General features: G+C 61.7%; 12 protein-coding genes. 5 read left to right on the plus strand and 7 right to left on the minus strand.

Annotated elements, in window-relative coordinates; all coding sequences use genetic code 11:
- Nucleotides 1-96: 96 nt before the first annotated feature.
- Nucleotides 97-1158: an S-methyl-5-thioribose-1-phosphate isomerase gene (gene mtnA, locus Thiowin_RS15395; RefSeq protein WP_328983877.1), complete on the plus strand. Its 1062-nt coding sequence runs from the start codon at nt 97-99 to the stop codon at nt 1156-1158.
- A 250-nt stretch (nt 1159-1408) separates the two neighbouring features.
- Nucleotides 1409-1750 carry a TusE/DsrC/DsvC family sulfur relay protein gene (locus Thiowin_RS15400; protein WP_328983878.1) on the plus strand — a complete coding sequence of 114 codons (342 nt, stop codon included), beginning with the start codon at nt 1409-1411 and terminating at the stop codon, nt 1748-1750.
- 72 nt (nt 1751-1822) lie between these two features.
- Here the strand turns inward: Thiowin_RS15400 and Thiowin_RS15405 are convergent, their stop codons facing one another.
- The 7 genes from Thiowin_RS15405 to Thiowin_RS15435 all read right to left on the minus strand — a co-directional run bounded on the left by Thiowin_RS15405 (nt 1823) and on the right by Thiowin_RS15435 (nt 8762).
- The gene (locus Thiowin_RS15405; RefSeq protein WP_328983879.1) at nt 1823-3565 is read right to left on the minus strand and encodes a nickel-dependent hydrogenase large subunit; all 1743 of its coding nucleotides are present in this window, start codon (nt 3563-3565) and stop codon (nt 1823-1825) included.
- Nucleotides 3562-4872: a (Fe-S)-binding protein gene (locus Thiowin_RS15410; RefSeq protein WP_408034089.1), complete on the minus strand. Its 1311-nt coding sequence runs from the start codon at nt 4870-4872 to the stop codon at nt 3562-3564. Before Thiowin_RS15410 ends, Thiowin_RS15405 begins: the two co-directional genes overlap by 4 nt.
- A complete protein-coding gene (locus Thiowin_RS15415; RefSeq protein WP_328983880.1) occupies nt 4869-5528 on the minus strand; it encodes a hypothetical protein in 660 nt (219 codons plus the stop codon). Before Thiowin_RS15415 ends, Thiowin_RS15410 begins: the two co-directional genes overlap by 4 nt.
- Nucleotides 5525-6622, minus strand: coding sequence for a hydrogenase small subunit (locus Thiowin_RS15420; protein ID WP_328983881.1), 1098 nt, complete (start codon nt 6620-6622; stop codon nt 5525-5527). The genes Thiowin_RS15415 and Thiowin_RS15420 overlap by 4 nt, the downstream gene beginning before the upstream one ends.
- Nucleotides 6615-7025, minus strand: coding sequence for a hydrogenase expression/formation C-terminal domain-containing protein (locus Thiowin_RS15425; RefSeq protein ID WP_328983882.1), 411 nt, complete (start codon nt 7023-7025; stop codon nt 6615-6617). Before Thiowin_RS15425 ends, Thiowin_RS15420 begins: the two co-directional genes overlap by 8 nt.
- A gap of 226 nt (nt 7026-7251) precedes the next feature.
- Nucleotides 7252-7713: a hypothetical protein gene (locus Thiowin_RS15430; protein ID WP_328983883.1), complete on the minus strand. Its 462-nt coding sequence runs from the start codon at nt 7711-7713 to the stop codon at nt 7252-7254.
- Between the two features lie 194 nt (nt 7714-7907).
- Nucleotides 7908-8762, minus strand: a complete 855-nt coding sequence (locus Thiowin_RS15435) for a hypothetical protein (protein WP_328983884.1) — start codon at nt 8760-8762, stop codon at nt 7908-7910.
- Between the two features lie 396 nt (nt 8763-9158).
- On the opposite strand from Thiowin_RS15435, the gene Thiowin_RS15440 reads away from it, so the two are divergent.
- The 3 genes from Thiowin_RS15440 to Thiowin_RS15450 all read left to right on the plus strand — a co-directional run bounded on the left by Thiowin_RS15440 (nt 9159) and on the right by Thiowin_RS15450 (nt 11493).
- Nucleotides 9159-10073 carry a polysaccharide deacetylase family protein gene (locus Thiowin_RS15440; protein ID WP_328983885.1) on the plus strand — a complete coding sequence of 305 codons (915 nt, stop codon included), beginning with the start codon at nt 9159-9161 and terminating at the stop codon, nt 10071-10073.
- A gap of 125 nt (nt 10074-10198) precedes the next feature.
- Entirely contained in the window at nt 10199-10906 is a 708-nt protein-coding gene (locus tag Thiowin_RS15445) for a type 1 glutamine amidotransferase (protein WP_328983886.1), read from the plus strand.
- Nucleotides 10903-11493 (plus strand): DNA-3-methyladenine glycosylase I, encoded by a 591-nt coding sequence (locus tag Thiowin_RS15450; RefSeq protein WP_328983887.1) that lies wholly within the window; start codon nt 10903-10905, stop codon nt 11491-11493. The genes Thiowin_RS15445 and Thiowin_RS15450 overlap by 4 nt, the downstream gene beginning before the upstream one ends.
- The last annotated feature ends 231 nt before the right edge of the window (nt 11494-11724 follow it).

Raw genomic sequence — 11724 nt, forward strand, 5'->3', positions numbered from 1 at the left:
TTGATGGGGACTGGCAGGCTTGAGCAAAGCCAGCGAAAGGACTGACAATGGCGCCCCCCGGGATCAGCCCGCTAATTTGCCATAAGGGTCGGAAACATGGAAACCACAACAACCTTGGTCGCTCACCCGGATCATGCCGTTCTTTGGCATGACGAGCGTTTGTATTTGCTCGATCAGCGCCTGCTGCCTGAAACCACAGCCTTTGTCGTCTGCGAGAGCGCCCAAGACGCCGCTCGGGCCATCACCGATATGGTTGTGCGCGGCGCCCCTGCAATTGGCGTGGCGGCAGCCTATGCCGTTGTCCTGGCAGCCCGGGCACGGGTGGCCGATGCCGGCAACCATTGGCGCGAGCGGATCGCCGAGGACCTGCGGCAACTGGCCGCCGCGCGCCCGACAGCCATTAATCTCTCCTGGGCCATTGAGCGCATGCGTGCCTTCATGGCATCGCTGGATCATCTCGACCCGGTGCCAGCGCTGTTGGCCGAGGCCAAGCGCATTCATGCCGAGGACCTGGCCGCCAATCAGCGCATTGGCGAGCTGGGTGCCGGGTTGATCGCCTCCGCCACGGCCGTGGTCACCCATTGTAATGCCGGTGCTCTGGCCACCGGCGGCTATGGCACCGCTTTGGGCGTGGTGCGCAGTGCCCATGCCGCCGGCAAGATCACCCGCGTCTATGCCGATGAAACCCGCCCCTGGATGCAGGGCAGCCGCCTGACCGCCTGGGAGCTGATGGCCTCGGGTATCCCCGTGACCCTGCAGGCCGATGGCGCGGCCGCCAGTCTGATGGCCAGAGGCGAGATCGGCTGGGTGATCGTGGGCTCTGATCGCATCGCGGCCAATGGCGATGTGTGTAATAAAATCGGGACCTACGGGCTGGCCATCCTGGCACGGCATTTTGGCATTCGCTTCATGGTCGCGGCGCCCACCTCGACCATCGACCTGTCGGTCTCTAGTGGCGCCGAGATTCCCATCGAGGAGCGGGCGGCGGACGAGGTGCTCGCTTGTGGCGGTAAACGCTTGGCGCCCGAGGCCGCCGAGGCACGCAATCCGGTGTTTGATGTGACCCCAGCGGCGCTGGTGGATGCCATTGTGACCGAGCGCGGCGTCATTGAGCAGCCCGATGCCGCGAAACTGGAACGCTTGATGGGGGGCAGCTGATGGGGACAGTTGATGGGGGGAGCTAAGTGATAGCGGCGAGTTCATGTGCCGCGTCGAGAAATTGTTGGTTGACATGAAAAGCGCGCGCGGGAGATGAATCTGCGCTATTCTGAGTTGGAAGGCAAAGTCTTTGTTTCTAAAGCTATTTGCTTATTTTCGAATAGGCTAATAAAGGCTTGCCGGCCAGGCGGCGGGCGTGATGCCCCGTGCCATGGCGAACGACAAAAAACCAACAAAGGAGGAGTGTCCCATGTATGCAGCCCAACAATCCGCGCTTGGCGTTAGCTTTAACAAAAAAGGCTTCATGGCCGATTTTGGCGCCTGGAATCATGAGGTGGCCGCCGCCCTGGCGGCCGAGCAGGGGTTGGAGCTCAGCGAGTGCCATTGGGCGGTGATCGACTTTCTGCGCGATTACTATGAGTTCCATGAAATGCCACCGACGCCCAAGGTCCTCATTCGCGAACTTGGGCAGCGGCTCTCTCCTCACACGCCTTGCACCAAGCGCAAGCTCGAAGGGCTGTTTCCAGGTGGCGGCTGCAAGCAGGCCTGTCAGATTGCCGGCCTGCCGGATTATTACTGCCATTCCTGCTGAGACAGCTAAAGCAGCCAAGGGGAGCTGGCCACGGATGGGGCCAGTCTCGGACCGGCTGGCCAGAGTGCCAGATCAGACCACCTGAATCCTGATCGGCTCCCCACCCTCGGGATCATGCAAATGCACAGCGCAGGCCAGGCAGGGGTCGAAAGAGTGAATGGTGCGCAGGATCTCAATCGGCTGCGTCGGGTCGTGCAGTTCGGTGTTGTGGGCCAGTGCCGCTTCATAGGCGCCAGGCACACCCTCGGCATCGCGCGGGCCGGCGTTCCAGGTGGAGGGCACCACCGCTTGGTAGTTGTGGATGCGCCCCTGTCTGATGTCGATCCAATGGCCCAGGGCGCCGCGCGGGGCTTCCATGAAACCGGCGCCGCGGGCCTCGTTGGGCCAGCTTGAGGGCTCCCACAGCGCTTCGTTAAAGGTCTTGGTGTCACCCGCGCGGATGTTGGCGATCAGGCTGTCGTACCAGCCTTGTAGGCCGTCGGCGACGATCTGGGACTCAAGCGCGCGCGCGGCGGTGCGCCCCAGGGTGGAATAAAGCGCCGTCACTGGCAGGCCGAGCTGGGCGAGGCTGGAATCGACCAACTCCTTGGCCTGGGCATGCGCCTGGGCCTTGGTGTCGGCGTAGAGCAGCAACATGCGCGCGAGCGGGCCGACCTCGACCGAATGGCCTTTCCAGCGTGGCGATTTGAGCCAGGAATAGCCATCGCTGATATCAAGCTGCTTAAACGGTGGTTTGGGGCCGCCGCGCTTGTCGTAGTCCAGCCGGGTTTCGCCCTGGTAGGGATGCAGACCCTGGTCCTTGCCACCCTTGTAGCGATACCAGGAATGGGTGATGAACTCCTGAATCTCGCCCTCGGCGTCGAGATCGACCGGATGAATGGTGCCGAGATCGCGCCCGAGGATGACACCGCGCGGGAACAGCAGGCCGTTGGGATCCTTGAAATCCGTCGCCGGCAGATCGCCGTAGCAGAGAAAATTACCCAGCCCCTCGCCGCGTTCGGCCCAGTCTTTGTAGAAGCTGGCGATGGCCAGGGTGTCGGGCAGATAAACCTGACTGACAAAGCTGCGCATAGCGGCGATGATCTCGGCCACCTGTGACAGCTTCTTGCTGTTGATGGCCGAGTCTGAGTCCAGATCGATCGGCGAGGGCAGGCCGCCGACCACGAAGTTGGGATGCGGATTCTTGCCGCCGAAGATGGCGTGGAGCTTGGCCACCTCACGCTGCCAGGCGAGTGCTTCCAGGTAATGCGCCACCGCCATCAGATTGGCCTCGGGCGGCAGCTTGTAGGCCGGATGGCCCCAGTAGCCGTTGGCGAAGATGCCGAGCTGACCGGACTCGACAAAGGTCTTCACCCGCTGTTGCACCTCGGCGAAATAGCCGGGCGAGGATTTGGGCCAGGCGCTTAAAGATTGCGCCAGGCTGGAAGTCGCCGCCGGATCGGCGCTGAGCGCCGAGACCACATCCACCCAGTCGAGCGCATGCAGATGATAAAAATGCATCACATGGTCGTGGATGTACTGGGCGCCAATCATCAGATTGCGCACCAGCTGTGCATTGGGCGGGATGGGGTAATCGAGCGCGTCCTCGACCGCGCGCACCGCCGCGAGGCCATGCACCAGGGTGCAGACGCCGCAGATGCGCTGTACATAAGCCCAGGCATCGCGCGGGTCGCGCCCGCGCAGAATGTTCTCGATGCCGCGCACCATGGTGCCGGAGGAATAGGCCGAGGCGATGCGCCCGCCGTCCAGCTCGGCCTCAATGCGCAGATGACCCTCGATGCGGGTGATGGGATCAACAACAATGCGCTCGCTCATGAGGGCTCTCCTTCAACCAGATGCTCGGCGATCATTTCGGTCAGCCCGACCACCGGGATGTCCATGGTGTATTCCTCCAGGCCTTCCTCAAGCTGAGTGCGGCAGGTCGCGCACATGGTTACCAGCCGATCCGGGCGGATTTCCTCGATCTGCGCCTTCTTGCGGCGGAAGGCGGCCATTTTCAGCTCCTCGGCGCGTTCGTTGGAGCTGACGCCGCCGCCGGCGCCGCAGCACCATTGGTACTTGCCGTGCTCCTTCATGTCGATGAAGTTCTCGGCGACCAGCTTCATCAGGTGGCGCTGCTGCTCGATCACGCCGCTCTTGCGCGCGAGATTGCAGGGGTCGTGCATGCTGAGCCGATCCGTCTCCATGCCCTCGGTGCGCAGCCGGCCGTCGGCGCGCAGTTGATCGAGCACCTCGATGATATGGAAGACTTTGAAGGGATAGGCGCGGCCGATCACATTCGGCCCTTCCCAGCGGATGCCGGTATAGGCATGGCCGCACTCGGGGCTGATGACATTCTTCACCCCGAGCTTGACCGCCGCGTCCACCACCCGCTGCACCAGCACGGCGGCGATGTCCTTGGAGCCAATCTGCACCCCGGCATTGGTGGCCTCGAAGCACTCCTGGCTGAGCGTCCAGGACACCTCGGCATGGTCGAAGATCTTGGCGATGGCTTCCAGATACTCGGGGAAGTTGATGATCTCCATCGAGGACAGCAGCACCAGGTAATCGGCGCCGGCCTGGTCGATGGGCACCGTCAGGCCGCTGGCGGTTTCCACATGCTTGATTTGCACATCCAGCGTTTTCCACTGCAAGCCCATGGGGCTGCCGGTATTGACCGCGCGCACCGAGGCGGCGATCAGCCCCTCGGGCGCGTGACCGGAGGCGACCATGCCCTCGCGCGTCTTGCGGATCATGTATTGGATGTCATTGCCCACCGGGCACACCATGGAACAGCGCCCGCACATGGAGCAGGAGTCGTACAGCAGTGGCTCCCATTCCTCCAGCAGGGCGTCATCAATGGGCTGGCTGAAGCCCAGGCGCGTCTTGAGCTTGCCCCAGAGGGTGAATTCCCGTTCCCACAGACGGCGCAGGGGTTCGAGCTTATGAATCGGCGTGTATTTCGGATCGCCGGTTTCGACAAAAAACGGGCAGGCCTGGGCGCAAAGCCCGCAATGCACGCAGCTGGAGAAAAACGCCGCCGTGGGCGCGTCGATTTCCTCGCGCCAGGCTTGCAGGCCGCGCTCCAGCGAAAAAGACGCCACCGTGGGTTCTGTTGTGCTGTTGATCGCTGTTTCACTCATGATTGCACCCCCTTGCGGCCAAAGATGGCACCGTTATACCAGCGCGCGATAAAGGCCGTGACCATGTGGGTTAGCTTGGTGAAGGGCGCGACAATGAGAAACATCTCCACCGACAGAATGTGCAGCCCCAGCACCAGCGGATAGGGGTTGATCAGCCGGTGATAGGCCAGATAGCCGGTCAGCACCGGCAGGAAGGTCAGCACCCAGACCAGATAATCCTCCGGCGTCGATAAAAACCGCTTGACCGGGTTGCGCAGTCGTTGCACCAGGGCGGCGACCAGCGCCACCAGAGTGATCACTGTGATGGCATCAATCAGCGGATTGGGCAGCGCCGGCCAGGCGATGCCGAAGGTCTTGCGGATCAGCTCCACATGGGGAATGAACAGGAAAAGCGCGGCGATGAAGCCGACATGCCAGAGGGTGCCGATCACCACATCAAAGGGCGCGCGTTCCCAAGTGCCGGGATCGGGGGCGAAGCGTCGATAGACTGTTTTGAAGCCACCGAGCACCGCCGAGCCGCGCGGCTCGGCATAGTTGCGCTTTTGCCCCAGGGCCAGCATCTCCACCAGCCGAATCCCGAAGCCCAGGGTGAAAATCGCGATGGCGAGCACCAGGAGCGGGCCGCGCACCAGCAGCAGAAAGTCCATGGATGTCATAGCTGTTGCTCCAGTTCCTCGGCGGTGATGGGGCGATGCGCGCTGATCGCATCCGCCTTGGCACGGCGCGTCTTGACCACCGCCGCGCCACCGGCGGCGGCGCCGAGCAGACCACCGACGGCGGCCGTGGTGGCAATATCGCCCGTCGGCACCGAGAGCGCGCGATAAAAGCCTCCCGCGTCCCAAAAATCCGGCTCCGAGCAACCCAGGCAGGGATGGCCGGACTCAATCGGCCAGCTGGTGCCGCCGTTCCACTTCATGGTGGCGCAGGCGTTGTAGGCCATGGGTCCCTTGCAGCCGAGCCGATACAGGCACCAGCCCTTTTTCGCGCCCTCGTCATCGAAGGTCTCGGCGAACAGCCCCTTGTCGTAGAAGGGCCGGCGATAGCAGCGGTCGTGAATCGACTGGCCAAAAAACGCCAGCGGCCGGCCATACTCGTCCAACTCGGGCAGGCGGCCGAAGGTCAGATAATGCGCCAGCACGCCGGTGATCACCATGGGCAGCGGCGGGCAGCCGGAGACGTTGATCACCGGTTTGTCGCGCACCACCTTGGACACCGGCACCGCGCCCGTGGGGTTGGGATCAGCCATCGGCAGTCCGCCAAAAGCCGCGCAACTGCCGACCGCGACCACGGCGGCGGCGCCGGCCAGGGTTTCCTCCAGCATCTGCAAATTGCTGATCCCGGCGATGGTCGAGTAGCCCGGATTGGCGCCCGGCCCCGGCAGGGAGCCATCGACCACCACCAGATACTGGCCTTCGTTGGCGTGCATGGCTTCTTCGCGCGCGCGCTCGGCCGCCTCGCCAGCGGCGGCTTGCAGGGTGTGGTGATAGTCGAGCGAAATGGTCTCCAGGATCAAATTCTCGAGCGTGGGCGCGAAGCTGCGCGTTAAGGACTCGGTGCAGCCGGTGCATTCCTGAAACGACAGCCAGATCACCGAGGGCCGGCGCGCCTGGCCCAGGGCCTCGGCGATGGCGGTCGCCGCCGTCGGAGGCAAGGCCAACAAAGACGCGGTGGTCACGCAGAACTTCAGAAAGCCGCGCCGGGATACGCCCTGGCGTTCGAGCGTCTCGCCGAGAGTCGGGCGATCATGCATGGGGCTTACTCCCTGAGTCGGATGGGTTGGGAAAAAGGTTGGATGCGAGCGCGGAGGTCAGAGCATCCAGCGCCGCCGGCAACGCCTCGGCCTGGGCCGGCAACAGCCGCGGCACCGGCGCGATCTCGATCTGCAGACCGATGCGCTCGTCCTCGCTGTCGCGATAATCGATCAGCCAGACGCCGCTGTAACGGGTTTCCCGGATATGCGTCGCGCCCAAGGCATCAATACTCGCGCGCACTTCGCCCTCGCCCAAGGCACCGAGCAACTGCTCCCGGTCGCCAGGGCCGAACGGCAGAGCCGCGAGATCAATGCAGCTCGGCTCGCCGGTTTCGATCAGCCGCGCGAGGGCGTGGCGGATTTCATGCAATACCGCTGACGCCGAGCCAAAGCGCGCCGACACGGGTGGGCAGCTTGGGCTAGGTGCCTGGCTGGGCGAGCTCTTGGTCGCGAAACTGGAAGAGAAATGCGCATCATCCATAGCCCTATTATCTTAGCTGCTCTGAAGCACGGCGCCTCTCTGCATGGCGAAAAATCAAACCAATCCTTGACGAATATCAATTCGATGGACGGACATTTCCCCTGTCTGCCAGTTCGCAAGCCCAGATGTGGCGGGCTCGCTCGCGCCTTCAGTGATCAGCTGAAAACTCAGCCGCAATGCGATACTGTCGCTCGGCCTCGCCTTGCGCACCCGAGTCCTCGGCTTCGACTAGCTCGCAGGTATTGGCCATGCGCGCTTGCATGGCGGCTTTCCAGGCACGGTTGGTTTTGTCAGTCAGCAGTGCATCTGGCATCAAGGCCGCGGCGGCGGCGGCCGCGACAAAGTGATCGGCCTGCGCCAGCCAATCGGTCTCCTTGCCGCAGTCGGTATAGGTTTTGGTCGCCCAGGCCTTGGCGGCGCGATAAGCGTCCTCGAGTTCATCGGCTGTCGCATCCATGCGTTGGCCGGTGGCAATGGCGCGCTTGACGCGCTCATCCTGGCACAGGTGGGTCACACTTTCGACGAACCCCAGGCCGAGTCGGCGCTGATCGGCCGCTGGTAGGGATTGGAGCAGAACACGGAGTTGTTGATCGTTGGCGATGGCGGTCATCTCAAGGGGCTCCTGGTCTTGTGATTACAATTGAACTTGATCGCATCTAGGGATCGCATCTAGGGATCACATCTAGGGATCACATCTAGGGATCACCTGTAGGGATCACTTGTAGGGTCGCTGTTAGTGTCACTTTATGGGTCGCTTTAAGCATAGACCCTTCAGCCAGTGAAGCCTAAGGCGCATCGAGCGAATCACTCGCTGCTGAGTTCAATGTGTTCGGTGCCGAGATACTGGCATAAGGCCGCGATCACTTGCTTCAGCTGGGGGGTGACGGCCTCCTGGCGCAGGGCATCATGGGCGATGCCCTCGCAGCGGCCAAAGATGGAGTGGCACAGGTGATCTTCGTCGCTGACCCGCAGCTGCAGGTCGTCGAGAATGCGTCCCAACTCACTCTTTGTGGGGGCGACCCCAAGCGCGCTGAACAGGTCGATCAGGGCGCCGAACAGGGGGGCGGCATCCGAGCCGAGACCGAAATCACTCGGACGGAAATCAATCCGACGCTCAGAAACGCGGCTGATCCAGACGCGGAAGCAATAGCGCTTAAGTGAGTGATAAAGTGGTTCATCACTGATTAAAAACAGCAACAGGTTGGCGGGTTTGGCAAAGAATGGCGCATCGGAGATGGTCCAGCGCCGTTCCTTGACCAGGCGGTGAATGCGGATGTGCTCGCGGAAGTCTGCTGCCTGGAGTTGATCAAGAATCAGCACGGTTTTTTCCGCCTCGCTGAGCGCGCAGGCCTTGCTGGCGATATCATCGAGCGGATGAATGGGGGGCTCCTCGCGACCAAGCTCATCGCGGCTCGGCGGCAAGATGATCTCGGGCGGCGGTGGATTCTGCTCGGTAAAGTCGTAATAGAGCACATGCGGGAATTCGAGCGCTTGTGCGAGTGCGTGGGCAAAGGCCGTCTTGCGTCTGTCGCTGTCGCCCTCGATACTCAGGGTGCGAATATGACGGGTCGGTTCCTCGAGCAGGCAGCGGACTTGAAAATCGTAATCGTCGTTGGACTCGAAGCCGTTTTCGGTCATTGCCTGGCGCAGTCTGGACATCTTAACGGTCCCCGATCCTTCTTCATGCATGATCCGCCCACTGCCGCGTCCGGAGCCTGATGCCTAGACCGCGGGCTGATTTGGGCAGGCGCGAACTGGTAGCGCCTTTTTATGAATCTTTCCGTCCTTGGCGTCAATGCTTTTAGTGGGCATGATATGTTTATTTCTATATGCGATATGTGATTTTTTTAAGGCTCTTGTCTCGGCACCCGCGCATCAGCCTGCTGGCAATCGCCCTGTTGGCCAGCACAGGAAATCATTTCCGCGTGGTCAGAGCAATGAGTCTGGTCGCGAAACTAAGGATGTCCTTCGGGTTTTCCGCCGGGCCTTCCCAGGGGTGGTCGAGATCATGAATCTTGGGTTGAGCGCGCGCGAGATTGATGCCAGGGTTGACGCATGCGCATCGGTCTGAAGGTCGATGTCAATACCCTGCGCGGGACCATGAAGGGGATCCCCAACCTGCTGCGGCTGTTCGCACACCATGAAATCCAGGCCACTTTTCTGTTTAGCTTGGGGCCGGACAATACCGGGCGCGCGCTGGGGCGCATTTTTCGCCCTGGTTTTTTTGCCAAGGGGCATCACACCTCGATGGTCAGTCATTATGGGGTTCGCTCCCTGCTCAATGGTACCCTGCTGCCGGCACCGGACATTGGCCGGCGAGCTGCGCCTATCCTTCGCGAGGTACGCGCGGCGGGTCACGAGGTGGGCATTCACTGTTATGACCATGTGCGCTGGCAACACAATGTCGCGCGCAGTGATCGCGCCTGGACGCGCACCGAGCTGACCTTGGCCAGTGAGGCCTTTCAGCGTATTTTCGGGCAAACCGCCCGGGTGCATGGCGCAGCCGGCTGGCAGTTGAATAGCCATCTACCGGCACTGGAAGCCGAACTTGGCATCCAATACGCCAGCGATACCCGCGGGCGCCATCCCTTTGTGCCGGTTGTCGAGGGGAGCACGCGCGCATGTGTACAGATTCCGACCACTTTACCCACCCTGGATGAACTCATGAATCAGCCCCAGGTGCGCGACCACGAGCTGCACCAAGTGCTCTATCAGTGCTCACGCGAACTCGCTCCCGGTGCTCATGTGCTGACCTTGCATGCCGAACGCGAGGGCATGACACTGCAACCGGTGCTCGAACGCCTGCTGATCATGTGGCAAAGTGCAGGCGATGATCTGGTCCCGCTGCGTGAGATTGCCGCCGGTCTGGATGTCATGCGGCTGCCGCGCCACCGCATTGCCTGGGGTGAAGTGCCGGGATGCTTCGGTCGCCTGGCGCTGCAAGGCACGGTCTCCGCGGGCGAGGGGTGAAGGCAAAGCAATGAAACATGCGTATCCTATTCAGCTTAAATGGCTTTCAGAACAACAGAACCTCGTTGTTTTACTCTTGTATCTGGTGCCGGGAGTTGATAGTTAGCCTCAAACGGAGGAGCCCCATGCGTCTGCGCGTGCTGCAACACGTCCCTTTCGAAGGTCCTGCGCATATTGGCGCTTGGGCCAACCGGCGCGGTCATGCGCTTGCCATCTCGCATCTCTATGCCGGCGACCCACCACCAATGCTCGATGACTTCGATGGGCTAGTGGTCATGGGAGGCCCCATGGGCGTGCATGACGAGGCCGAGCACTCTTGGCTCAGTGCCGAGAAGACCTGTATCGAAAACGCCATCGCCGCCGGTCGACCACTAATAGGCGTGTGTCTGGGTGCGCAATTGATCGCCCAGGCCCTGGGTGCGAAAGTCACCAGGAATGCCGAGCGTGAGATCGGCTGGTTGCCGATTGAACTCATGCATGATGCCCTGGCCGAGCCCTGCTGCAGTGGTCTGCCGGCGCGCTTCGACGCCTTTCACTGGCATGGCGACCGCTTCGACATCCCTGCCGGTGCGCTGCATCTCGCGCGCAGTCCGGCCTGCGACTCCCAAGCTTTTCTCTACCAAGGCCGGGTGCTCGGACTCCAATGCCATCTGGAGTCGGTGCCAAGCAGTATCGCGGCCCTGTGCGAGCACTGTGCCGATGAACTCAGCCCCGGCCTTTTCGTGCAGACCGCCGCCGAGATGCGCACAGCGCCACCGGCAGCTTTTGAGCAGATTCATGCCGTGCTTGAACAACTGCTTGACGCCGTCGTGTCGCGTGGAGTTCCAACTTGAACAGCCCGGAGCGCGACCGCTGTGGTTGGTGCGGCAAGGACCCTCTCTATATCGCCTACCATGACCAGGAATGGGGCGTGCCTGAACATGACGAGCGGCGTCTGTTTGAGTTTCTGCTGCTCGAGGGCGCTCAGGCTGGCCTAAGTTGGATCACCATACTGCGCAAGCGCGAGGGCTACCGCCAAGCCTTCGTTGACTTCGACCCCGAACGCATCGCGCGCTTTGACGAGCGGGACATCGCGCGCCTGCTGGCCAATGCGGCCATTGTGCGTAATCGATTGAAGATCGAAGCCGCCATCCACAACGCCAGGGCACTGCTGGAGCTTTACGATGCGGGCGGCAATTTAGATGATCGTCTGTGGCAACAGGTGGATGGGACACCGCTGAGGAATCACTGGCAAGTGCTCGAACAGGTTCCGGTAAGCACATCACAATCCAAGGCGATGAGTCGCGATCTGCGCAAACTCGGATTCAAGTTTGTCGGTCCAACCATCTGCTATGCGCTGATGCAGGCTGTGGGAATAGTGAACGATCATCTGATAACTTGCTTTCGCCACACCGAACTCGATCACCGCGACATGTCCTGAACTGATGCGTGCGACCAATCTCCGTCGCTCATGTGCCTGCCGCCATGGTGCCGCGATTCGGATGGCAGTGCTATGCTTTGATGAGGGTTCCCGGTTGTGTAGGAATTAGGCGCCAACGCGGGCGCTTGTGATGGTTCAGGTCGTAGTGACGCAATTGGCTGTAATCCATGGCTTGACCACGTGGGCGCTCTGTTTGCATGAGTTACGCAATGGTTGCTTGCCGTACTTGTC

The sequence above is a fragment of the Thiorhodovibrio winogradskyi genome, from assembly GCF_036208045.1.
GTDB lineage: Bacteria > Pseudomonadota > Gammaproteobacteria > Chromatiales > Chromatiaceae > Thiorhodovibrio > Thiorhodovibrio winogradskyi.

What these genes read in the sequence shown, in the direction of transcription:
- mtnA (WP_328983877.1), top strand. Translation starts at nt 97, where the DNA reads ATGGAAACCACAACAACCTTGGTCGCTCACCCGGATCATGCCGTTCTT.
- Thiowin_RS15400 (WP_328983878.1), top strand. Translation starts at nt 1,409, where the DNA reads ATGTATGCAGCCCAACAATCCGCGCTTGGCGTTAGCTTTAACAAAAAA.
- Thiowin_RS15405 (WP_328983879.1), bottom strand. Translation starts at nt 3,565, where the DNA reads ATGAGCGAGCGCATTGTTGTTGATCCCATCACCCGCATCGAGGGTCAT.
- Thiowin_RS15410 (WP_408034089.1), bottom strand. Translation starts at nt 4,872, where the DNA reads ATGAGTGAAACAGCGATCAACAGCACAACAGAACCCACGGTGGCGTCT.
- Thiowin_RS15415 (WP_328983880.1), bottom strand. Translation starts at nt 5,528, where the DNA reads ATGACATCCATGGACTTTCTGCTGCTGGTGCGCGGCCCGCTCCTGGTG.
- Thiowin_RS15420 (WP_328983881.1), bottom strand. Translation starts at nt 6,622, where the DNA reads ATGCATGATCGCCCGACTCTCGGCGAGACGCTCGAACGCCAGGGCGTA.
- Thiowin_RS15430 (WP_328983883.1), bottom strand. Translation starts at nt 7,713, where the DNA reads ATGACCGCCATCGCCAACGATCAACAACTCCGTGTTCTGCTCCAATCC.
- Thiowin_RS15435 (WP_328983884.1), bottom strand. Translation starts at nt 8,762, where the DNA reads ATGTCCAGACTGCGCCAGGCAATGACCGAAAACGGCTTCGAGTCCAAC.
- Thiowin_RS15440 (WP_328983885.1), top strand. Translation starts at nt 9,159, where the DNA reads ATGCGCATCGGTCTGAAGGTCGATGTCAATACCCTGCGCGGGACCATG.
- Thiowin_RS15445 (WP_328983886.1), top strand. Translation starts at nt 10,199, where the DNA reads ATGCGTCTGCGCGTGCTGCAACACGTCCCTTTCGAAGGTCCTGCGCAT.